General features: G+C 50.9%; 18 protein-coding genes. 5 read left to right on the top strand and 13 right to left on the bottom strand.

The genetic code is table 11. The features are described from left to right. Nucleotides 1-158: 158 nt before the first annotated feature. Nucleotides 159-1370, top strand: a complete 1212-nt coding sequence (locus tag ACO0LL_RS02030; protein ID WP_422949219.1) for a M24 family metallopeptidase — start codon at nt 159-161, stop codon at nt 1368-1370. A 77-nt stretch (nt 1371-1447) separates the two neighbouring features. On the opposite strand, the gene ACO0LL_RS02035 is transcribed toward ACO0LL_RS02030, so the two are convergent. From ACO0LL_RS02035 to tagH, 4 genes are all read right to left on the bottom strand, one after another. Then, nucleotides 1448-1963, bottom strand: a complete 516-nt coding sequence (locus tag ACO0LL_RS02035) for a TssQ family T6SS-associated lipoprotein (protein ID WP_422949220.1) — start codon at nt 1961-1963, stop codon at nt 1448-1450. Nucleotides 1964-1975: 12 nt separating this feature from the next. After that, nucleotides 1976-3712, bottom strand: a complete 1737-nt coding sequence (locus tag ACO0LL_RS02040) for a protein kinase domain-containing protein (protein ID WP_422949221.1) — start codon at nt 3710-3712, stop codon at nt 1976-1978. Nucleotides 3713-3791: 79 nt separating this feature from the next. Next, entirely contained in the window at nt 3792-4556 is a 765-nt protein-coding gene (locus ACO0LL_RS02045; RefSeq protein WP_422949222.1) for a PP2C family protein-serine/threonine phosphatase, read from the bottom strand. Between the two features lie 33 nt (nt 4557-4589). Then, complete coding sequence (tagH, locus tag ACO0LL_RS02050; RefSeq protein WP_422949223.1) at nt 4590-5903, bottom strand: type VI secretion system-associated FHA domain protein TagH; 1314 nt, start codon at nt 5901-5903, stop codon at nt 4590-4592. A 441-nt stretch (nt 5904-6344) separates the two neighbouring features. Between tagH and ACO0LL_RS02055 the strand changes: the two genes are divergently transcribed. Beyond that, nucleotides 6345-6848 carry a helix-turn-helix domain-containing protein gene (locus ACO0LL_RS02055; protein WP_422949224.1) on the top strand — a complete coding sequence of 168 codons (504 nt, stop codon included), beginning with the start codon at nt 6345-6347 and terminating at the stop codon, nt 6846-6848. A gap of 38 nt (nt 6849-6886) precedes the next feature. Here the strand turns inward: ACO0LL_RS02055 and ACO0LL_RS02060 are convergent, their stop codons facing one another. After that, nucleotides 6887-9703 (bottom strand): TonB-dependent receptor, encoded by a 2817-nt coding sequence (locus ACO0LL_RS02060; protein ID WP_422949225.1) that lies wholly within the window; start codon nt 9701-9703, stop codon nt 6887-6889. 196 nt (nt 9704-9899) lie between these two features. Then, on the bottom strand, nt 9900-10124 hold the full coding sequence (locus ACO0LL_RS02065; RefSeq protein WP_422949226.1) for a hypothetical protein: 225 nt from the start codon (nt 10122-10124) through the stop codon (nt 9900-9902). Between the two features lie 145 nt (nt 10125-10269). Between ACO0LL_RS02065 and ACO0LL_RS02070 the strand changes: the two genes are divergently transcribed. Genes ACO0LL_RS02070 through ACO0LL_RS02080 form a run of 3 tightly spaced genes read left to right on the top strand, consistent with a single transcriptional unit; the run spans nt 10270 to nt 14152 of the window. Next, nucleotides 10270-11328: a proline racemase family protein gene (locus tag ACO0LL_RS02070; protein ID WP_422949227.1), complete on the top strand. Its 1059-nt coding sequence runs from the start codon at nt 10270-10272 to the stop codon at nt 11326-11328. Next, nucleotides 11325-12416 carry a M24 family metallopeptidase gene (locus ACO0LL_RS02075; RefSeq protein ID WP_422949228.1) on the top strand — a complete coding sequence of 364 codons (1092 nt, stop codon included), beginning with the start codon at nt 11325-11327 and terminating at the stop codon, nt 12414-12416. The genes ACO0LL_RS02070 and ACO0LL_RS02075 overlap by 4 nt, the downstream gene beginning before the upstream one ends. Before the next feature lie 8 nt (nt 12417-12424). Beyond that, nucleotides 12425-14152 carry an MFS transporter gene (locus ACO0LL_RS02080; protein WP_422949229.1) on the top strand — a complete coding sequence of 576 codons (1728 nt, stop codon included), beginning with the start codon at nt 12425-12427 and terminating at the stop codon, nt 14150-14152. 151 nt (nt 14153-14303) lie between these two features. On the opposite strand, the gene ACO0LL_RS02085 is transcribed toward ACO0LL_RS02080, so the two are convergent. The 7 genes from ACO0LL_RS02085 to ACO0LL_RS02115 all read right to left on the bottom strand — a co-directional run bounded on the left by ACO0LL_RS02085 (nt 14304) and on the right by ACO0LL_RS02115 (nt 22172). After that, complete coding sequence (locus ACO0LL_RS02085) at nt 14304-14813, bottom strand: DUF1993 domain-containing protein (RefSeq protein ID WP_110254785.1); 510 nt, start codon at nt 14811-14813, stop codon at nt 14304-14306. A gap of 114 nt (nt 14814-14927) precedes the next feature. Next, nucleotides 14928-16295 carry a sensor histidine kinase gene (locus tag ACO0LL_RS02090; protein ID WP_422949230.1) on the bottom strand — a complete coding sequence of 456 codons (1368 nt, stop codon included), beginning with the start codon at nt 16293-16295 and terminating at the stop codon, nt 14928-14930. Beyond that, nucleotides 16292-17707, bottom strand: coding sequence for a sigma-54-dependent transcriptional regulator (locus ACO0LL_RS02095; RefSeq protein ID WP_422949231.1), 1416 nt, complete (start codon nt 17705-17707; stop codon nt 16292-16294). Before ACO0LL_RS02095 ends, ACO0LL_RS02090 begins: the two co-directional genes overlap by 4 nt. Nucleotides 17708-17776: 69 nt before the next feature. Then, nucleotides 17777-18979 (bottom strand): ABC transporter permease, encoded by a 1203-nt coding sequence (locus ACO0LL_RS02100; RefSeq protein ID WP_422949232.1) that lies wholly within the window; start codon nt 18977-18979, stop codon nt 17777-17779. Beyond that, nucleotides 18979-20214 (bottom strand): ABC transporter permease, encoded by a 1236-nt coding sequence (locus ACO0LL_RS02105; RefSeq protein ID WP_422949233.1) that lies wholly within the window; start codon nt 20212-20214, stop codon nt 18979-18981. Before ACO0LL_RS02105 ends, ACO0LL_RS02100 begins: the two co-directional genes overlap by 1 nt. Nucleotides 20215-20223: 9 nt before the next feature. Next, a complete protein-coding gene (locus ACO0LL_RS02110; protein WP_422949234.1) occupies nt 20224-20886 on the bottom strand; it encodes an ABC transporter ATP-binding protein in 663 nt (220 codons plus the stop codon). Nucleotides 20887-20924: 38 nt separating this feature from the next. Continuing rightward, nucleotides 20925-22172 carry an efflux RND transporter periplasmic adaptor subunit gene (locus ACO0LL_RS02115; protein ID WP_422949235.1) on the bottom strand — a complete coding sequence of 416 codons (1248 nt, stop codon included), beginning with the start codon at nt 22170-22172 and terminating at the stop codon, nt 20925-20927. Nucleotides 22173-22362 lie beyond the last annotated feature (190 nt).

Here is a 22362-nt window from a genome sequence, read left to right on the forward strand (position 1 = left end):
TGGCAATTTATTAGATTGCATCAGCGATCCGTGATTACACCACAGGCTCCATCACTATGCCGATTTCGTCAAAACCCCAAGCACAAACCATCAAGACCCAAGCCCCCGCCTTATACTATCCTCCCCCGCATCCATAAAACCCCATCAGGAGTTCCAGCATGACATCAGGCATAGGCGGTTCCACAGCAGCCCTAGAATTAGCCAGCATCCAGACAGACTTCAGCGATGTCACCCCCATCAGTGCGGCTGAACGTCAGGCCAGGGTAGAAAAGGCGGCCAGGCTGATGGAGCAAAATGGTGTGGATGCCATGATCATGCCAGCTGGCAGCAGTCTGTATTATTTTACTGGCCTGCGCTGGTATCCAAGTGAACGCCTGACAGCAGCAATATTGACGCCAGATGCGAAGCTGACTTATGTCTGCCCCTACTTTGAAGAGTCCAAACTGCGTGAAACTCTGGGTACAGATGCTGACATCCGCCTGTGGCAAGAAGAAGATGACCCTTGTCTGCTGATCAAAACATTCCTGCAAGATTCGGGTTATAAAAGCACTACCATCGCACTTGATGAAAATGCTGCCTTTTTTATTTTTGACGGGCTGCGCCGCGCCTTGCCGCTGGCACAGATCGTCAATGCCAGCAGCATCACGGCAGAGTGCCGCATGCACAAGTCAGCAGCCGAACTGGCCATCATGCAACAGGTCAAGAACCTGACATTGGAAGTACAAAAGAAGGCAGCGAAGATTTTGCATGAAGGGATTTCTTCTTTTGAAGTTGCCCGCTTCATTGACCAGGCACACCGCGCCTATGGCGGCAGCGCATCAACATTTTGTATTGTCAGCTTTGGTGAAGCGACTGCCATGCCGCATGGCCCGGACGCCGAGCAGTTCCTGCGTGAAGGTGACATGGTGCTCATCGATACCGGCTGCAAGCTGCATGGCTATAACTCGGACATTACCCGCAGCTATGTGTTTGGCAAACCCAGCCAGCGCCAGCATGATATCTGGGAAATGGAGAAAGCCGCGCAGGCCGCCGCATTTGATGCGGCACAGCCAGGTGTGCCTTGCGAGCAGGTAGATGCAGCAGCGAGAAAAGTATTGGCAGCAGCCGGTTTTGGTCCTGACTACCAGTTACCTGGTCTGCCACACCGTACCGGTCATGGCATAGGCCTGGACATCCATGAATGGACTTACCTGGTCAAGGGTAATCAGCGCCCGCTGGCGGCTGGCATGTGTTTCAGCAATGAACCCATGATCTGCATAGAAGGCGAATTTGGCATACGCCTGGAAGACCATTTCTACATGACAGAACAGGGGCCACGCTGGTTCACGGGCCAAAGCCATGCAGTTGATGCACCGTTTGGTCGCGATTGATATCTGCTACCGGCATCTTCCATGCCGGTAGTATTTACTCACCTATCTGCTCACTTATCTGCGTACTTAGTACTAACTTACTTGCTAACGGCAGTACTTTCTTTTTTCTTGGCTGGGGCTGGTGTTTTGACGGCATTCCTGGATTTCAGGAATACCGGTCCCCAGACAGGATGACCAATTTCAGCGGCTGACAGATTGAAAGTCGGGTCCAGCTTCAGGGCCTTGTCAAATTGCTGACGGCACAATTGCGTGCGGGAAGTCACGCAGTAACTGAAGGCCATGATCTTCAGCGCGCCCAGTTGCACATCCTTGTTATGACCGCTCCAGATTTCATTACCACCTAGTTTTTTGATGGCGCCATTGTAGTCGCCGCCATCATATAGAGCCGTACCATCTTTCAATGCCTGCACGTCAGGACTCAGCGCAGGAACTGTGGGCTCTACAGGCGGAGGTGGTGGCGGTGGTGGTGGTTCTTTTGGCTTCACTACAGGCTTGGGAGCCGGTGCCTGCTTGGGCGCCGTTTCGCAACCCTGCAGGAGGACACATGCCACCATCAGGCCAGCCACAGACAGCGTTTGGGCTAATTTATTCATTTTTATTACACTTTACTTATTCGTGAACTCATGTTCTATGGTTGCAGTAGTGGTTTTCCCGGCTTCGACTTCGGTAACGAAGTCGGGGAAGCCAGGGTTAGTCACTCTGATCTTATGCTTGCCTGCAGCCAGACTTAAATGCTTGAGAGGCGGGCTGGCCCCTTGCTGTACACCATCCACAAAAACTGTGCCCCAGGGCTTGATGGCCAGCTTGAGGTTAAGCTTGCTGGCCGCCGCAGCCTTGGCTGCCTTGACTTCTTTGAGGCGTGCTTGTGCCGCCTCGGTAAATTTGCCTTGCGGATATTGCTGCAAGTAGGCGTTCAAGGCCTCAGGCGTCACTGTATTATCGTCCTTGAGCTTGTCCCATGCCAGTTTTTCCGGATCTGGTTTGTCGGCAGCTTCTGCCACGCTTGCAGGGGCAGCCGCGGCATTGCTGGCCGCCGTCGCAGTTTTTTCAGCCGGTGCTGTTGCGGCCATTGCGGCAGCCGCAGATGCCGGAGTGGGCACTGACTGCGCTGTAGATGCAGCAGTCGAAGCAGGGCTTGGAGCAGCAAGCAAGGTTTGCCCGGGCTTGTTGGCACCCTGACGGCTGGCCAGATAAGCGATCACCACAACCAATACGGCGGCTAGCGCCAGCAGGGGCACTAAAAGCTTGCCGGACTTTGCTGGCACTGCTGTCCCGCCTTCTGCAGTTTTGGCTTCCGGCCTGTGTGTTTTGACTGCTGAGGTGTCCTTGACGGGCAAGACATGCACCTGGTCTTGTCCCTCTGCCATGCCTGCAGCATGCTCTTCCCTGCCCTTGCGCGATTTGCGCACAGAAGCAAACGAGCTGATACCCAGCAGCTGACGGAATTCATCCATGCTTTGCGGGCGGTCTTGCGGCTGTATTGCCAGCGCATGATCTATGCCTTTGAGGAACTTGGCACTGAAACCTGCATGCTCACCATCCTGCAGCGGGAGCATGGTGTCTTTGACGACCCGGCCCACTGATATCGGCGGCGGTGATTTCATGATCGCAAAATACATGACCGCAGCCAGTGCATAGATGTCAGTCCATGAGCCCTGGGGCATTTCTACATCATCGGCATACTGCTCTATCGGTGCATAACCGGGCTTGAGGATGACCGTCATGCCTTGCGTCATGTCACCAATGATCTGGCGGGCAGAGCCAAAATCCAGCAAAACAGCCACGCCATTCTTTTGCACGATGATATTGTCAGGTGAAATATCCCTGTGCAAAATCTTGGAACGGTACAGGGTATCGAGTGCTTCCAATATCTGCTTGAAGATAAACCGCAACCAGGCCTCGGTCACCAACTTGGGGCGCTTGTTGACGATTTGCTTGAGGGTATGGCCGTCGTAATGGCGCATGACCATGTAGGCAGTCTTGTTTTCTTCCCAGAAACGATAGACCTTGACCAGCGAAGGGTGGTCAAATTGGGCCAGCAAACGCGCTTCATTGATAAAGCTCTTCAAGCCGGCTTCAAAGGTAGCCTTGTGCCGCTCTGACCTGACGGTCACGCTGGTATCGGCAGAACGACCGGCCAGCGAACCTGGCATGTATTCCTTGATGGCAACTGTACGTTGCAGGGAATGGTCAAAGGCTAGATACACAATACCAAAGCCACCCTCACCCAATACCCCGGTGATTTCAAAGTCATTTAGCCGCGTGCCGACAGCGAGACAATTCTCGGTACCTGCATGGAATGCAGTTGGTGCTGCAGCGGCGAGTACTTTTTCTGTGTTCAAGGCTGACTCGGATCTTAGTTTCTTTATAGAAGCAGAAGCCATGTGTCGATCACATTCGCGGCTTCCAGTTCGGGTTAATTCAGCGTTTTACCTGCTCATCATGCAGGCAAATTGCAAAAGCCGAGAAATTATCCCTGTTAATTGCCTTTGACGTACTAATATTTTTTTCTGCAATGGCATTCATTTTACTCAACCATGCCTCACTACTGTTGGTCGTTGCCAGGCAAAATTCCATTTCATGCTCAAGTACCCACTCCCAAAAGCCGTCGGTACACATGAGAAAAGCATCGCCATGACGTAATTCTAGGGCATCTGCCGTCACTTCGGGGATGCTATCGCCTTCTGCACCGATGGCTGCAAACAAACGGTTGCGATGGGGATGCTGGCGTATGCGCGAATAATCGGCCATACCGGCATCGACCAGGCGCTGGGCCTGGCTATGATCTTTTGAGACTGCCTTGAGCCGCCCCTGGCGAAACTGATAAATCCTGGTGTCTCCCATGTGTGCCCATAAGGCGCAACGGTTGGTCTGGTCTATCAAGATAGCGGCTATGGTGGTGCTCATATGCCGCTGGCTAACATGGTCGCGCTTGCTTTGTGCCACTTTCAGGATGGCCCAGTCCAGATAAGAGCGCAAGGCCCGGGAACTGAACGAGGCTTCGCGCACAAATTTTTCTATGACAGCATCAATCGCCAGTCTGGCCGCAATTTCACCACCAGAATGGCCACCAGTACCGTCAGCCAGCACAAAACAGGCAAGTTCATCCTCATTTGCCCATGCCAGCGCATCTTCATTGGTTTCCCGGGTACCGATGGCAGTAAATTGTGCAATGTCCAGACGCATGGCTATGCTTAAGTTAGGGTTATGCACAAAAAACTAGCGGTTTGACTCTGCTTTTTCTACTTCTTTTTCATAGGCAAGCAAAAATTCCTTGCCAAACATTGCCTGGAATTCATCCTTTTTGCCCAATGCAATACCCTCATACAAGACATTAAACTGATCCCACATGGCCGCCTTGCGGCGTCCGGGGTTGATCTGGTCCATCAGGCCAGGCGTACCCAGTTGCGCTTCCACATGGCCGGGTTGCAAGGTCTTTAGGATGGCATCGGTCACTGCGCGAGTACCTGCAGCTACCCCCATCTGGTGAGTCCGTATGTCAAAAAAAGCATCTTCCATCGCCTCAGCCGGTGCCATAAAGCCTGGCATCTTTTTACGCAGCATCTGGGTCAGCACGGTTTTACTGTCAGGGAAAAATTTTAAGGGATTGTTTTCCCTTAAGACAACCATGGTTACTTCTGCTTTCACTTCACGCTTGAGCAGCGCGCGCTGGGACAGCTCTTCCATCGCCCCTTGTACTGAGGTTGCCATGAATTTGCCCAGGGTTTCCATTAATTCCACTGTCAGGCCAGAAGCGAGGTTCAATTGCTGCAAACCTGCGCCCTGCAAAAAGGCTTGCATGAGTTCATTGGCGTTGCCTGCAGCATGGCTGGAGGTGGCAGCAGCTGTTGCCATGCCGGGCACACTTGCAGGCTTGGCAACTTCAGCTTTCACTGCACTTGCTTGCACAGGCGGGACATCAGCGATTGTAGCTTCAGCCTGGCCAGAGGGCTTGCTGTCGGTACCAGCAACATCTGCCTGCGCACCGGCTACTTCCGGACGCAACAAGAATTGTGGCGGCTGGGAAGGGGGAATGTCTTTGCCTGAAGGCAAACGTGTCACCGCCGGGCTGGCAGGCAAGGCTTCGGCCTGGTCATTTGCGGTTACTTCATCGCTTTGCACTTCAACGACAGTTTCGTCCTGCGCCTGCGCTTCACCAGGCACGGTATCAGCGGCAGCTTCAACTGCTTGCTCTTCTCCTGCATGTTCTACGGCATGTTCTACAGCTTCTGCACGCAATACATACAAGCCTACCTGTAGCTGGTCCCCGGCCTGAAATTCAACATCAGTTTCTGCCACTATTTCCTTGCCATTGATAGAAACGGGATTGGCGAGGCTGAGGTTATGGATAAAGTGCCGGCTACCAGTACTCCAGATATTGGCCTGGGTACGGGAAACAAAGTGTTTGGGGTCTGGCAGTGCGAGGAAATTTTCTACATTTCGTCCCATCGTAGCTGGTTCCGGGCCAAATACAGCAGAAACCGGATCGGCTGGTGCTTCGTTATTGTAAGAAACAACGGCAATTTTAATCATTAGTGGCACTCCAAAACCATTTTGTATCGCCTATAAAATAAGTATCCTGAACAGGCAGTTTGAGATAATCTTACGACAGTGCTTTTTATGCTGAACCTGGCAACATTGATGGCAGTAATGCGCAAATGCATGATTATTTGCCGCAATGACCACCAAGTTAATATCTTGCCATGTCAACATGAACTCGCAGCTTACCCGATTATCATCAAATCGGCGACTCGGCGAGGCCAAGTTTTGCTGTTTGCAGCATACATTGCGACAAAGTACGACACTTGATATCAATTAAATATCGGTTTCTACCTTGGCGAAGCAGAGCACCACCAGCACGAACTTGAGCACGATCTGCTCGGTTCATTGTTATAGTTTGCTGCCATTTAAGCAATGGCTTGCATTGGCGTCATTGTTTTGGAAGATAATTGTTATGTATATGAGGCGAGGGTAATGAAAGATTCTGAGCATAGTCAGCCTGCTCTGTCAGAAAGTACAGGTACATTTCATTATCAGGAATTGATTGAATCCCGCCTGGGCCAACCTATTGCCTCTGACTTGCTTGAGGCCGAAGCACAAAGATTGGCAGCCTCTCCCGGTGCCAAACTGGCAGCGGCACGGCTTGCCCTGGGCTGGTCAGTGGAAAAGGTGGCATCTCAGTTGCGATTGGCACCACGCCAGATCATTGCACTGGAAAAAGACGACTATCCCGCCCTGCCAGAGGCGGCGATAGTCAAAGGCTTCACACGCGCCTATGCGAAGCTGGTCAAACTCGATCCCGAACCTGTCCTGGCTTTGATAGCTGCGGATACAGACCAAAAAAGGCTGGCACCAGGCAAACTTGAAAAGCCACGGCGTCCTGGCAATCCGGCGCAAAACCAAGGTTCTGCGCTCGGTATTTATATCTGTTTGTTCATCGTGGCCGCTCTGGCTTATGCTTATTTCAACCTGCATTAAAGCCATGCATGTTTAGCCTGAACCGGGCGTTTTGCCGATTAAAAGTTATACGACCCCGTCATGTAGAAAGTCCTGCCCAGCGCATCGGTATAACGGCCATCGTAACCAACCTGGTCACCATTGCCTTCTTTCAGTGACAAAGGCGGGTTGACATTGAACAGATTGCGTACACCCACCGTCAATGCCAGGTTCTTGCGCACTTGTGCCCGGGTCTGCCAGTCAAATGTGGTGTACGACGCCACATCACGCTTGACCGTGACAAAATCACCAAAGTTGCCATTCGCATTCACTTCGCGCACAGAGGCGGAGGCATCGTGATAGCCGGAACGGTAATTCATCGTCAACGCATGCGTGAACATGTCTGAAGTCTTCAACGTCGCCACCAGCTTGCTGATAACACGGAAAGCCACCGCGTTATTTTCATCATAGCGGCCAACACTGTGCACCGTCGGGCTGCCTGGAATATCAAAGTCTGACATCAGCATATAAGTCCCCGTCCAGTTCAAAGCCAATTTGCCCAGGGGTGTCGCTGTCTTGAAGCTGTGGTCCCAGTCTATGCCGCGATAATGAGCATTGGCGATATTGTAGGAAGGCAGGGTACCCACCAGGATATTGCCGCCCTGGCCTGGTTCATAGAAAGTCGAAAACAGGTTTTGGTAACGCTCTGGGTGGCCGAACACAATCGCCTCGGGCAATTGCGCGATCTGGTTAGACATTTTCACATCCCACACATCCACGCCAAGGGACAGGCTGGATGTTGGCTCTATGCGTATGCCCATGCTGGCCTGTTTGGATTCTTCCGGCTTCAGCCCGTTTTCACCCGTAAGGCGGTTACCACCAGTCAGAACATCATATTGGGTAGAGCCCATACAGTTCACGGCACGCGGATCAGGCGACTTGACCGGGCAGGGATAAGTACCACCGGTATTGCCACTATGCGTCAGCGGTGATGTGATATCGCTCATGCTGGCCATCTTGAAACCCGTGCCATATGAGGCACGCAACAAGAGATTATCAAAAGCGCGATAAGCAGCAGACAGTTTATAGGTCAACTTGTCAGCCTTGTTACCCTGCGTGGCTGATGCGATAGGCTTGCCCTGCTCATCAAAATTGGCAGTATTGGTGACGGCACTGTAATCATCGTAACGCAGGGCAGCTGTCACATCAAATTGCTTGCTGATCGGCAGCAAGAGCTCAGCGAAACTACCCCAATTCTTGCGGGTGGCCGCAATCGGCAAATCACCGGGAGAGTCCCCCAAAGGTGCATCGGTATAATTTGGTTGCAGCGGATTGGTGCCCATGCCTATAGACGTGGCGAAGTAGTCATAGCGTTGTTTGCTGAAATCGACACCCAGGCCCAGTTGCGATTTACCACTGCCGATAGCGAACAGTTCACGTGAGCCACGCAGGCTTAATACATCCAGCGTACTTTTTGAGCTTGACCAGTTTTCATGCAGGACAGCGGGAGCGAGGATAGCTGCAGAAGAGCCCGCAGGTGCAAAAGGATCATATTTACCGCTATCGACTATGGCGTAGAACTTGTCCTTACTCAAAAAGCCTCCGGCAAAATCGCGGCTGCGCTTGGAGATGGAATGTGTATATGACAGGTTATAGTCAAAACCAAAGGCATTGCCTTCTGTACCGAGTACCAGATGTTGTGCTTCTGTCGTGTAGGCGGTATTACGGCCACCTGCATCGGAAATACGCAGACGCATCCGGGCAGAATCAAGATCAGCCGGATTGACACCAAGGCCCGCCAGATATGGCGTGACATATTTGGCGAACAGCGGGCTGTCCAGGCCGAGGCTCAAGGGTTGCGCAGCTGCTGCATAACGGCCGGTTTGCTTGAATTTGGATACCACCGCTTCCGAAAAAATGGTGTTGTCGCTATTGAGTTTGTAGTTCAGTGAAGAAAACAGACTGTCGCGTTTTGATTCGGGTATCAATTGCACGGTCGATGCATAATCGTAACGGCAGCGGTTTTCTACCTGGAAGGTATTTGGCCCACAGGATTTGTCTTTCAAGTAATTCGGAGAAAACAGGATAGGGTCAGCACCGTTCTTGAAATTCAGTTGTGCGATTGAAGGGCTGGAATTGTCTGACAAAAACCAGGTCGCATAGTTTTTTCCATTGGCAGAAAATCTTCTGACACCGGTATCTGCGAATGAACGCTGGTTCGCATTGAGCATGCTTTGCTCATCATGACTGTAAGACAGCAAAATGTTGTAGCCATCTTTATCCAGATCACCAAAGCCTTTGGAAACACCCACGCGATATGACTTGCCACCTGACTCTTGCGGCTGGGTATAGCTGAAGTCAACTGCCGCATCCGTCTGGTTCTTGCGCAAGATGAAATTGACGACACCGGCAATCGCATCCGAGCCATACAAGGTCGATGCACCGTCAGTCAGTATCTCTACGCGTTCAACCGCAGACAAGGGAATACTGGCCAGGTTAACAGTACTACCCGCACCGTAGGAAGCCAGCCTGTGGCCATTCAACAAGACCAGGGTATAAGCAGCGCCAATATTATGGATGGACGCAGTCTGCAAACCGCCACCACCGCCATTGATGGTTTGATTGGCTGTGCTAAAACCCTGCATGCTGGGCAATGCAGCGATGAGGCTTTCTACATTGGTTGCGCCACTTTTTTCTATGTCAGCGCGTGACAGGGTCTGCACTGGCAAGGCAGTTTCCTGATTAATGCGTTTGATGGATGAACCTGTCACTTCCACGCGCTGCATGGGCACGCTGGTGTCTTGCGCGTGACTGCTGCCCGCCATGATACTGAGGCCCAGGCCTAGTCCGCTGGCGAACATCAGTCTCAGCGAATGGGATAATACTTTTTCTTTCATTTGTCTGCTCCGGATCTGGATAATTTTTTTGATTTTCTTGCGTGGTGATTGGGGTATTTCCGGGATTGTGAAACTAGTCCCGCAGTCTTCGTTTCTGCGTTTGTTCAGCAATGCCGGTTTTTACTTTTTTTTTTGATCCCTTGTGCGAATCAATCGATGTAAATCCAAACCGCCTGGATCGCAGACAGCCTGTCATTCAGGGTGATGTGGTGACATCAGGAGCGACATCCTCGTTAACCTGCCTGCTTCCAGACAAAGCCTGTTCTTCGCATGACGTCAAACCCACAGGAGATTTCTGCGTCTTTCTTGTCGAGTTACTCATGTCATTTTTTAATATATCATAAATATATTTTAAATATACGTAAACTTTCGCGGAAATTTTAAGCAGATAAAAATAGTTTTTTGCTGTGCCAATTTCCATGCGAGAGCTCATGCAAACCGTCAAGACAGGCGGACCCACGCGCTCTAAGCTGGCGTGTTTGAAACAGAATTTAAAGCAGAATTTAAAGCAGAATTTAAAGCAGAATTTAAAGCAGAATTTTTCAAGCAAAATTTTGAGCAAAAACATGACCATGCCAAGTGCAACACTAGCCAGTGCTTTCTCGGGCTGGCGACCATCACCAGACATCTTGCAGATCAGCAGCCTGGACTGTCATACCGGCGGTGAGCCCCTGCGTATCATCACTAGCGGTTTCCCCGTTCTACCCGGCAAGCGCATACTAGATAAACGTGAATACTGCAAAACACATTATGATCATTTGCGTACGGCGCTGATGTTTGAACCGCGTGACCATGCCGATATGTATGGCTGCCTCATCGTCGCAGCAGAGCGCGAGGACAGCGATTTCGGTGCGCTGTTCCTGCACAATGAAGGCTATAGCACCATGTGCGGCCATGCCATCATCGCCCTGACCCGGGTCGCGCTGGAAGCTGGTGTCGTTGCCAGCACTGGCCCCATGACTACCATCAAGATCGATGTACCTGCAGGACAGATCACAGCTTATGCCGAGATGTGCAACAACAAGGTCACACGCACTTATTTTGACAACGTACCATCCTTTGTTGCTGCGCTTGACGTCGCCGTGGATGTGCCAGAACTGGGCAAGGTGAATGTCACCCTGGCGTATGGTGGTGCTTATTACGCCTATGTCGATGCGCCCAGCCTAGGCCTGTCACTGGCGGCAGACAATCACCGCCAGATCATCGCCATGGGGCGCAGCATCAAGGTTGCGGTACAGAAGAAAATCCCTATACATCATCCGTTTGATAAAGAGCTCAGCTTTCTGTATGGCTGCATTTTCTCTGCGCCATCAACCACGCCGGGTGTGCATAGACGCAATGTCTGCATCTTTGCCGATGGCGAGCTGGACCGCAGCCCAACCGGCAGCGGGGTGTCCGGCCAGGCCGCCATCCTGCATGCGCGTGGTGCTTTGCGGCTGGGTGAAAACATCGTCATAGAAAGCATACTTGGCAGCCAGTTCAAGGTGGCTGCTTATCATCCACACAGCTATGGCTACCACAGCGCGATTATCCCGCGTGTGGAAGGTAGTGCCCACATCACCGGGCGCAGCACTTTTTATCTGGACCAGCATGATCCATTGATACAAGGATTCATATTTCGATGAGAGCAGAATTTGAACAAAGACTGGCGAAACTGCGTCAACGCATGTCGGCAGATGACCAGCAGGCACTGCTGGTTTTTTCATTGGATAATCTGCGCTATCTCGCCAATTATTCTGGTGAAGCTGCATACGGCATCGTCACGATGGATCAGGTATTTTTGATTACCGATTATCGTTTTATCGAACAGGCAGAAGAAGAATGTTTTGATTGCCGACTCATTTGCCGCAACCGCGACCGGCAAAGCCTGGGGCAGGCAATAAGGGAAGTGCTGGACGCAGAACATATCAGCAACTTGTTGTTTGAAGCAGGACATATCAATTTGCAGATGTGGTCAGGCATAGCGCAAGATTTGAATGGCATTGCATGTCTGGCCAGCACTGGCCTGGTAGAGGAATTACGCAAGATCAAGGATGAGTGGGAGATAGCGCAAATTCGTAAAGCAGCAGCAATTGCCGATCAGGCCTTGAATGACAGCCTGCCTCTGCTACGCACAGGCGTCAGCGAACGCGACTTTGCTCTGGAGCTTGAATACCGCATGCAAAAACTGGGATCTGAAGGCCTGTCTTTCCCCAGCATAGTCGGTTTTGGCCCACGCTCTGCGCTGCCACATTGCATACCCTCAGAAAAAAAACTTACTGAGGGCGATCTCATCGTCATCGATTTTGGTGCGGTCGTCAACGGCTATCGCTCGGACATGACGCGCAGCTTTGTTGCGGGCAAGGCCAGTACGCAGCAAAGAAAGATGTATGACACCGTGCTGCATGCACAACAGGCTGCACTCGATAGCCTGCATGCCGGTCAGCCAGCCATTATCACCAGCGCCGCAGCCAGCGATATCTTGCAAGCTTCAGAATTTTCCGCCTACACCAGCACCGGTCTCGGCCATGGCGTAGGCATACAGTTGCACGAGCAGCCGTTTATCAGCCCTGTCTGCCAGGACGTATTTCAAGCCAACTATGTTGTCACCATAGAACCCGGCATTTACATACCCGGCTACGGCGGTGTGCGTATCGAAGATGATGTCCTCATCCTTGAAGACGGCTATAGCTTTATTAGCCATGCTTCAAAGGTTTTTGAGCTGCCAATTTAATTCATCCTATGTCCACAAATACATCCGCAACGGGCCGCAGCCCCTTCCATAAAAATTTCTATGTCGCCAACAGCATGGAAATTTTTGAACGCCTGGCCTGGTATGGTTTTTTTACCCTGTCGTCCTTATACATGACCAGCCCGGTCTCGCAAGGTGGTCTTGGTTTGAATGACCAGGAGCGTGGTTTCTTGCAGGGCATCATCCCTTTCCTGCTGTATCTGCTGCCCGTGATTACTGGCGCGCTGGCTGATCGCTATGGTTACCGGCGCATGTTCCTGATTGCGTTTTGCATCATGTGCCCGGCTTATTTCCTGCTGGGTCAGGTGCATGATTTCTGGGGTTTTTGCGCAGCCTTCCTGGCCGTCGCTGTCGGTGCTGCCTGCTTCAAGCCCGTCGTAGTCGGTACCATAGGTCGCACGACTGATGACACAAATCGCGGCCTTGGATTTGGCGTGTTTTATACCATGGTCAACGTCGGTGGTTTCCTGGGACCACTGGTAGCAGGCTACGTGCGTGCCATCAGTTGGGATATGGTATTTCTGATGTCTTCATTCTGGATCTTGCTGAACTTTATACCCGCGATTTTTCTGTACAAGGATGCCGGACACCACGAAGGCGACGCTGATCAGCGCAGCTTGCACCAGGTCTTGCTGGAAACCCAGGAAGTACTTGGCAATGGCAGGCTGGCACTGCTGGTCGTGCCAGCCATTATCGGCATTATGGTCGCAGCCAAAGGTGGTATCAGTTATGCGCAATACTTCATGGCGATGGCGGGCTGGGCAGGTATCAACCTGGTCTGGAGTGTGCTGAATAAATCAGGCCACCAGCAGCACTGGTACCAGCAAGGCATACGCATAGGCAATGCACAATTCGTTATTTACCTGCTTATCATGACAGGCTTCTGGACTATCTATAACCAGCTCTTCATCACCCTGCCATTGTACATACGTGACTTTGTCGATACCGGCGATCTGGTGCAGATGATAGAAAAATTCAGCCCATCTGCATTGAATTTTCTGGCAGCGGTGAATGTAGAGCAGTTGGCTAAGGTTTTGGCAGCCATGGCTGCCAAAGTGAGCACTGGCGTCGACAGCCAGATGCTGGAACACTTGCGGCTGGAACTGGTGAACTACAAGGTCATGCCACCGCTGGAAGAATTACAGTCTGGTTTGCAGGCCTTGCAAGCAGGCCATATCAGTGCGGCCAACCTAGCCATCGACTGGAGCCAGGCTTACCGCCAGGTCAATCCTGAATACATCGTCAATCTGGATTTTGGTGCTGTCGTACTATTGCAAATCGCGATCAGCACGTATGTGCAGCGCTGGAAAGCCTTGCCCGTACTGGTCATGGGCACATTGGTGTTGAGCCTCAGTCTGTGGATGGCAGGGCTGTCAAATGCCTTGCTGTTTGGCGGCGTCAGTGTCTGTATGGCTGTGTTTGTATTTGCTTTGGGCGAGATGATTGCTTCACCAAAAAGCCAGGAATACGTGGCAGCGATTGCACCCAAAAGAAAAACCGCAATGTTCATGGGCTATTACTTTGTCTCCATGGCACTGGGCAATTTGTTTGCCGGGCTGTTGTCGGGATGGTCGTATACCGTACTGGCGCGGCAGATGCATCAACCGATGTTGATGTGGAGTTTGTTTGGGGGGATAGGGGTGATTACTTCGATTGCACTGCTGGTGTTTAATTTGCGGCTGAAGAAGGCTGTGCAGGATTTTGCAGTGGCGGCATAAAAAAACGGCATGCCGGTTTGAGGGCGTAGGTTGGGCTACGGGGTATCAGCCCAACACTGGGCCTTTGATAAACGAATACGTTATTGTAACGCCGAGTGTTGGGCCGGGCCTCGCTAGGCTGATGAAACGTAGCCCAACCTACGAGAATAGCTTAACGCAGACCCATAAAATCTTTTTTACCAATTTCCACACCGTTATGACGGAACAAGGCATATGCCGTCGTCACATGGAAAAAGAATTGCGGCAAGCCGTAGTTCAACAAATAAGCCTGGCCAGTGAAAGTCTGTTCTTTTGGTGTACCTGGGCGCAAGACGATGTTACGGGTTTCGCTACCTTCAAATTTGGATTCGTCCAGTGTCGCAATGAAAGCCTTGGTTTTGGCGATGCGCTCTTGCAATTCTGCGAAAGTCTGTTCATTGTCTTCGTAGGCTGGTAATTCAGCTTGTGCCAGACGGCCTGTTACACCCTTGGCGAAGTCAGCAGCGATCTGTACCTGACGTGTCAATGCCAGCATGTCAGGGAACAAACGTGCCTGCAAGAAATTCTCTGCGGGGATATTCTTGGCTGTCGCATGTGCTTCAGCTTTTTTCAGGACATCGCTGAGGCTATCAAGCATCTGGTTAAACACGGGAACAGAGGCAGCGTACATGGAAATGGACATGGAAATCTCCTAAAAAGTTGGCACAATGCGCCGAATGGAGCTGCATTATAGGATGGATAGAAGATTTGCGTATGAGCTTAGAATTTTCCTGATTTTGCCTGGCTTTTCCCTGTCTCAGTCATTGATGAAGATGTCAAAACTGGTCTCACCCTGCTCATTTCCCGTGAGTTTATGACTATAGCCATGCCGGTTCAAGACCTCACGCACAAACATCAGGCCTATGCCCTGGCCGCCTTTCTTGGTCGTGAAGAAAGGCGTGAACAGTTGCCCATGTGGCACATCCGACAAGAGATTGGCAGAATCCCTGATGGATAACAGTATGCCCTGCGTATCTGCGTCACGCCTGAGTTCGAGCTTGACATAGCCAGGCTTTTCTTGCCCCTGTCTGATGGACACTTCAACAGCTTCAATTGCATTCTTGACGATGTTCAATAAAGCCTGTTCCATCAAATGCCCATCCAGCATTTGCAATGGCAGTTCTTCACGCACTACCCAGTTGAAACTGATGCCCAGCTCGCTGCATTGCTGGCGGTATAAATAAACAATACCATCCAGCATGGCGGCCAGGTCATGCGGCTTCAATTCAGGTTCCGGCATTTTGACGACGCGGGTAAAGCGCTCTATGAATTCACCGAGATTGCCATTACGTTTTCTAACTGCGGTGATGGCGGTAATAAAATCATGCGCATCCTCAGCCTGCAATTGCCCGCTATAGAACAGCAATGATTCGAGTACAGACCCGGTTGCTGCCACGGTATTATTGACTTCATGTGCCAGCACCCGTATGAGTTTTTCATAAGTGGCTTTTTCTGAATTGGCGAGTTCTGCCGTGATCTCGTCGATCAATAAAAAATCTCGTTTGAAGCCGCGGTCTGTGAATTGACTTCTCTGGCAGCGATAGCGCCTGCCCTCGGTATCACCATACACTGCGCTTTCACCAGGCAACAGGTCTTGCAACTGTTGCAGTTGTTGAAGCAGCCCGTTATTGCCGGAAATATCACTGTCCAGCATCAACTGCGGCAAGCTCCTTCCTGCCAGGTCCTTACTACCCAACAAGCTCTGGGCACTGGCATTCATCAGGCTGATCTTGTCGTCAAAATCAAATACGATGACTGCAGTTGGTGTCGCTTCCAGCAAGCGGTCCAGCAAACCACGTTGCTCACCGAGTTCCAGCCTTTCTTTATACAGCGCTTCGAGCATACGGTTGAACAGCATGACCAGCTCATTGACTTCCTTGTTACTGTCCGGTTTGATGCGGCTGGCATAATTCTCATCTTGCAAAAGATCATGAAATTGCTGGGCAAAATCCAGGGGTTGCAAAACTTTGTTGACCAGATAAATGCCCAGGGCAAGACTGCAAGCCAGACCTAATTCAAAACAGATAATGAGCAAGGGCTGGCTCAGGTAAAAGCTGAAAGCCAGGCCCAGAAAAATACCATGGACTATGAATAGATAAGCCAGCAAGCGCCGCTTCAGGCTCATTGCTTTACCTCATTCCCATCATCATCTTCAGTAACAGTGATCTGATGTTTTTCCAGCCTGCGGTACAGTGAAAATCTGCTCAGGCCCAAGGCCTTGGCGACGCGGGTGATATTGCCACCATGCTGTTCCATGGCTTTTTCTATCATCAGCTTTTCTACCTGATCGAGTGTCATGCCAGCCATGCTCGCACTCATGCCCTGGCCTTGTGCTTCTTCATGCTGTTCGGCAAACAGGAAATCATGCTGTTCGAGTACAGGCTTGCCCACCAGTAGCAAGGTACGCTCCAGACATTGCCTGAGCTGGCGTATATTGCCTGGCCAGGTCCTGCTACTTAGCCAATTCAATGCGGATGGTGCCAGGCTGACTGGCTGCATGCCATAGCTATGCACCAGGCTTGCCATCATACGGTTTGCCAACAATGGGATATCACTGCGGCGCTCGCGCAAAGGTGGCAGGCGTATCGTGATCAGGTTCAGGCGGTAATACAGGTCTTCACGAAATTCATTGCTGGCAACCAGTTCTGCGAGTTCGCGGTTGGTGGCCGAGATAATGCGCACATCAGCCTGCTCAGTCTTGCTGGCCCCGACAGCCTGATAACTTTGGTTTTGCAATACCCGCAATAACTTGACCTGGTCATTGCGGTTCAGTTCACCGATTTCATCGAGAAATAAACTGCCTTGGCTAGCCATGGCGAAGTGACCCTTGCGGTCACTTTTGGCATCGGTAAAAGCACCCCTGACATGACCAAACATTTCGCTCTCAAACAGGCTCGTCGTCACTGCGCCCATATTCACCTTGACGATGGTTTTGCCAGCGCGCGGACTGTTGCGGTGTATCGCGTCGGCGATGAGTTCCTTGCCAGTACCACTCTCACCTAGTATCAGGACAGAAGCATTGGTTTTGGCAACCCGGCCTATGGTCGCCAATACCTTCAGCAATTCAGCATGCTCGCCTATGATGTCGCTGAAATCAAACTGCCTGTCCAGGGCCTGGCGATCTGCATTTGCGGGCATGGCAATTTGCGCCATCTCCAGCGTGCTGCGTATCAGTTCCTGCAACTGGGTGTTATCCCAGGGTTTGGTAAAAAAATCTGTGGCACCGAGTTTGACGCCACGTACCGCCAGCGCAATCGAACCCCAGGCCGTCATCAGCAGCACTGGCAAAGCTGGGTACAGGCGTTTGATGTCAGCCAGCAAAGCCAGGCCTTCTTCCCCCGTAGTTTGCAGGGAAAAATTCATGTCCTGCAAGACCAGGTCTATCTCTTGTGTTGCCAGTATCTGCATGGCCTGCTGCGCATCGTCACAACTGATGCTGGTATAGCCAGCTTGCTTCAACAGCAAAGCCAGCGACACCAGCACCGAGTTGTCGTCATCTATGATCAGGATACGTTGATTTGCTAATGCTGCTGGCATGGCCTTCAATTACCAATGAGTGAAAACAGGCTGACTATCTTATACGCTTTAAGCTTTGGCAAGCATATATTATTCATAGTGCAAGGCCTCGGTCGGGCTGAGCCTGCTGGCACGCCATGCAGGGTATAAGGAGCACAATGTGGAAATCGCATAGATCAGCGCCATGGAAATGACCGTGGCGGTGATGAATACTGCCCAGTTGATCGCCTCTCCCAAAACACCGGTCAGTGGCAGTTGTATCAGCAATACCATACCTGCCAGCATGGCAATCGAACTCAACAATAATTGCTCGGTGACGATTTGCTGATAGATATGCCTGCTACTGGCACCAATGGCACGCCGTAAACCTATCTCGGGGATACGCTGCGTAGTATTTTGCCAGAGCACGCCAAACAAACCAAAACCAACCATGATGAGCAAGAAAACTGCAATAACTGCGATGACCATCAATGGGACGGTGTCTTCGGTCATCTTTGATTTACGCATCTCGGCCAAGGGTGAAATTCTGTAACCCCAGTCACTGCGTATGAGTTTCAATTGCTGGTTCAGTTTTTCTTCAAAGGCGCGTGAGGTACCTGGTTTTACTTTAATCAGTACCACCTCCATACGCTCATCTGCCGCAGCCCGGGAAGCACGCCTGATGAAAAAATTGGTGGGTGCCATGAATTCTCCTTTATTGCGGAAATCTTCAAATACACCGGTGATACGTAGGAATCTGGTTTCTTTTGATCCCGGTTCAGTATCGGTCACCAGTTGTCCCACTGCACTTTTGCCAGGAAACATGCTGTCGGCCAGCTTTTTATTGATGACGATGGCTTTTTCTGCCCTGCCTTCATCTTCACTGGAAAACCAGCGGCCTTCCAGCAATTTCATTCCCAGCAGCACAGGCGTTTCATCAGCCATGTCCGTCAAGTTGACCTTAAAACCTGTTTTATTGTCAGGTAAAAACAAGTCCGAGCGCCAGGTAGAATTGCTATAGGGTGAATAATTGATGAAGCCGACTTGTTCCACCTCTGGCAAGGCCGACAGACTACGCTGGAAATTTTCGGCCACGATGGGATCATTTTTTTTGTCAGACTCTCCTGAACTCAGCATCCTGACGGACCAAACGTCTTGATAGACAAAGCCTTTGGGCAAATGATATAGCTGGTAGTAACGGGCACTCATCAAGGCCAGCCCAAAGACAACACAAAAAGCCAGCAGGATTTCCAGGCTCAGCAATAAATTCTTGAACTTGCGCTTCCATATGGGCTTGAGTATATGAAAAAACATTATGCAGCTCCTTTCAAGGCAAGCACAGGATCAAGGCGCGACATTTTCCAGGCCGGGATAACACCGGACAAAACACCAAACACGATGGCGATCACAAAGCCATAGGCAAACACGGCAAAGCTTAAATCCACCTTCAGATAAGGGATCAGGTCTGCATTGCTGAGCCAGATCAAAGTCAGTTTGGTGAACATCAAGCCCAGAAGCGCACCAAACAGGCAAAGCAAGATGTTTTCCATAACAAATTGCTTGACCAGTTCACGGTTGCTGGCACCAAAGGCTTTGCGCACGCCTATCTCGGCGGCTCTTTCCATGATGCGGCCAGAATTCAGATTGACCAGGTTCAAAGCAGGCAAAAGCATGAAGAGCAACATGAAAAATACGACGCCAGCCAGTAATTGTGCGGCCCCTGAATCAGGCACTTCATCGCGACTCAATATACCTCTGGCGAAAAAATCCAGCTTGCTGTCAGCCCACATGTAAGTGTGATCCCAATGTGTGGGTTCGTCAGCATTGACTTGTTTGACAACCTGGAGAAGTTCATCTCTGATCAGAGGCAAATCTGCAGCGCTCTTACCCATCAACATGACTGTGAAATTACCCGAATATTGCTCACGGTACTGTGAAGAAGGCAAGGTCGTGACGGGTACCCAGATGTCTGCAAAAGCATTCATGTGCAGCACGTCTTCTACCACACCGATGATTTCAAACTGCTGCCCACCGGCGTTGATTTTTTGGCTCACTACTGTTGTGCTGCCGAATATTTTTTTTGCTGTACTTTCATTGATGACTGCGACGAAGCGCCCCAGCTTGACATCCTCTTCCGTTGGTACACGCCCGGACAAGAGTTTGAAATCCAGTATCTGCCAATACTCAGCATCAGCGCGGCGCATCATGATTTCATTGACGCTGTCTTTTTGATAGACAGACACAGACTCTGGACCAGTGACAGCAGCCACTTTTTCCACGGTCTTCATCTTGCGCAAATATTGATCAATGACTTTGTAGCCCAGTGGGCTTCGCCTCGTACTGTTCTTGCTGACCTGAGTGACCGTACCGATCTGTAAAAACCGCTCGCTCTTGCCTTCTACACCGGTGGGGAAAAACGTGGCTTGCAAAAGCGCTGTCACCACCAGCAAGACCACCATGGTCAAGACTATGCAGAGCAGATTGATGGCGGTGAAGAGTTTGCGCCGCATATACACCTTGCAGGCAATCTGGAAATAATTCTTTAACATTGCCTGCTCCTAAGCTACCAGTTGGCCGTCAAATACCCGCACTATGCGGCCCCCTTGTTTGGCCTGGCGCTCATCATGAGTAACCATGACGACCGTCGTACCTTCATGACTGAGCTTGAGCAGGATGTCCATCACCTCGGCCCCCATCTGGCTATCCAGATTACCGGTAGGTTCATCTGCCAGCAAGATGCTGGGGCGACCGACCATGGCACGGGCAATCGCGACCCTTTGTTGCTGGCCACCTGACAATTGATTCGGATAATGATCCATGCGGGCCGACAGTCCTACTCTGGCCAGCGCTTCTTCTGCCAGACGGCGACGTTCTTTGGCGTTACAAGAGCGGTATAACAAGGGCAGCTCTACATTATCGATAACACGCAGATCATTGATCAAGTGGAAGCTCTGAAAAATAAAACCAAAGGTACGGTTGCGCATGCTGGCCAGTTCCTTGTCGCGCCAGGATTTCAACTCTGCACCATCAACGGCAATCTTGCCCTTGCCAGGTCTGTCGAGCAGACCAATCAAATTTAACAACGTACTTTTGCCGCAACCACTGGGGCCCATGATGGAAACAAATTCGCCTTTTTTTACATGCAGATTAATGTCGCGCAAAGCCAGGGTTTCGACTTTATCGGTCTGATAGGTTTTGCTGACGTTTTCCAGCTTGATCATGATCGTTTCCTTTTTTATTCAATTTTTATGCTTTAGGTTTATTGCGACACTCTGAAACTGTTTAAGTGCTTGAGGCTGCTGATATCAGAAATCACCAGCCTTTCTCCTGCTTTTGCGCCCTGCAAGACTTCCACCATCTTGCTGTCACCCAGGCCGATCTCCACGCTGCGTTTTACTGCCTTGCCATCTTCCAGTACATACACATCCTGCCTGCCCTTGCCACTGATGGCTGGGCCGTTTTCAACAATCAGGCTACGCGCTTTTTGTTCTGTGATGATATTCACTTCTACCCGCAGTTTATGTCGCAGTGAAGGGTGGTTTGCCTGGTCCAGTACGACGATGAGTTTTACGGTACCGTTTTGTATTTCGGGCAAAATGGTTTGCACTTCACCGGGCATGATTTGCCCACTGTATTCGACCCGCACTTTTTGACCGGGACTGAGGTAACGCGCATAAAAATCAGAGACCGTGGCTTCTACCTTGAAATTGTTTAGCTCAGACACCTTGGCGATCAGTTGCCCGGTATTCAGGCTGGCACCTTCGTCGGCCAGCATCCATGTCAGCAAGCCGTCAAACGGTGCTTTGACCTGGGTTTGTTCCAGCAGCCTTTGCTGCGCTTCCATCTGCTTCTGGTAAATGGACTTTTGCAGGCGTGCTGCCTCTACATTGCTTTGCGTGGTACGTCGGGTATCGTTCAAACTCTCTTTATGCTGGCGCAATTGCACTTCATTGCGTTTGACGGCCAGTTCTGCCGCCTGCAAATCAACGGCTGAGGTAATGCCTATAGCCCCCAGTTTTTGATAGCGTGCAAGTTTGACTTTATTGCTCTGCAAATCCAGTTCCAGCAATTCAATTTCACTGGTAATTTTTTTGAGATTGGATTCCATTTCCATCGCCAGCAATTGTCCCTTGATCTCTTGCTGGGAAACCTGCTCACGCAAATTGTCGATTGCCAGGCGTATGCTGTGGTCATCCAGCACCATCATTAATTCACCGGCGCGCACTTGTTGGCCAGCCTTGGCAATGACTTTGCTGATACGTGACTGGTTGGGGCTGGATAGTTGTTCTTCATGAACAGGGATGACGACGCCTGCCGCGTTGATGGTATTGTCGATAGCCCCTACACGCACCTCGCCCACGCGTATCTCACCCAGGCTGACACCGGGGCTGATAAGCCGGTTCACAGTCCATGCCGCACCTGTGACAGAAATCGCAGCAGCAACAAGCAGCAAGATAGTCTTGCGCCTGCGATTTTTGAGTGTGTCCTGGCTGAGAGCCTGATCCATGTTAAAACCTGAAATGAGTAAATTGCCAGATCAGGTTTGCAAGGGTCGTGCCTGCTTCATGAGTTTTAATTTAACTATTTAAAATCAACTACTTGGAAGATTTCAACAGCAAGAAAAGGAAAGAGTAGTGCAGCGGCATCGTTCGCCAGCGAACGATGGTGTGCGAATTAGCACAGTGATGGCGGGGAAA

Source organism: Undibacterium sp. TC4M20W (assembly GCF_049340245.1).
Lineage (GTDB): Bacteria > Pseudomonadota > Gammaproteobacteria > Burkholderiales > Burkholderiaceae_D > Undibacterium.

Excerpts from the sequence above, each read along its gene's own strand:
- ACO0LL_RS02030 (WP_422949219.1), top strand. The coding sequence starts at position 159 with ATGACATCAGGCATAGGCGGTTCCACAGCAGCCCTAGAATTAGCCAGC.
- ACO0LL_RS02035 (WP_422949220.1), bottom strand. The coding sequence starts at position 1,963 with ATGAATAAATTAGCCCAAACGCTGTCTGTGGCTGGCCTGATGGTGGCA.
- ACO0LL_RS02045 (WP_422949222.1), bottom strand. The coding sequence starts at position 4,556 with ATGCGTCTGGACATTGCACAATTTACTGCCATCGGTACCCGGGAAACC.
- tagH (WP_422949223.1), bottom strand. The coding sequence starts at position 5,903 with ATGATTAAAATTGCCGTTGTTTCTTACAATAACGAAGCACCAGCCGAT.
- ACO0LL_RS02055 (WP_422949224.1), top strand. The coding sequence starts at position 6,345 with ATGAAAGATTCTGAGCATAGTCAGCCTGCTCTGTCAGAAAGTACAGGT.
- ACO0LL_RS02060 (WP_422949225.1), bottom strand. The coding sequence starts at position 9,703 with ATGAAAGAAAAAGTATTATCCCATTCGCTGAGACTGATGTTCGCCAGC.
- ACO0LL_RS02065 (WP_422949226.1), bottom strand. The coding sequence starts at position 10,124 with ATGGAAATTGGCACAGCAAAAAACTATTTTTATCTGCTTAAAATTTCC.
- ACO0LL_RS02070 (WP_422949227.1), top strand. The coding sequence starts at position 10,270 with ATGACCATGCCAAGTGCAACACTAGCCAGTGCTTTCTCGGGCTGGCGA.
- ACO0LL_RS02075 (WP_422949228.1), top strand. The coding sequence starts at position 11,325 with ATGAGAGCAGAATTTGAACAAAGACTGGCGAAACTGCGTCAACGCATG.
- ACO0LL_RS02080 (WP_422949229.1), top strand. The coding sequence starts at position 12,425 with ATGTCCACAAATACATCCGCAACGGGCCGCAGCCCCTTCCATAAAAAT.
- ACO0LL_RS02085 (WP_110254785.1), bottom strand. The coding sequence starts at position 14,813 with ATGTCCATTTCCATGTACGCTGCCTCTGTTCCCGTGTTTAACCAGATG.
- ACO0LL_RS02090 (WP_422949230.1), bottom strand. The coding sequence starts at position 16,295 with ATGAGCCTGAAGCGGCGCTTGCTGGCTTATCTATTCATAGTCCATGGT.
- ACO0LL_RS02095 (WP_422949231.1), bottom strand. The coding sequence starts at position 17,707 with ATGCCAGCAGCATTAGCAAATCAACGTATCCTGATCATAGATGACGAC.
- ACO0LL_RS02100 (WP_422949232.1), bottom strand. The coding sequence starts at position 18,979 with ATGTTTTTTCATATACTCAAGCCCATATGGAAGCGCAAGTTCAAGAAT.
- ACO0LL_RS02105 (WP_422949233.1), bottom strand. The coding sequence starts at position 20,214 with ATGTTAAAGAATTATTTCCAGATTGCCTGCAAGGTGTATATGCGGCGC.
- ACO0LL_RS02110 (WP_422949234.1), bottom strand. The coding sequence starts at position 20,886 with ATGATCAAGCTGGAAAACGTCAGCAAAACCTATCAGACCGATAAAGTC.
- ACO0LL_RS02115 (WP_422949235.1), bottom strand. The coding sequence starts at position 22,172 with ATGGATCAGGCTCTCAGCCAGGACACACTCAAAAATCGCAGGCGCAAG.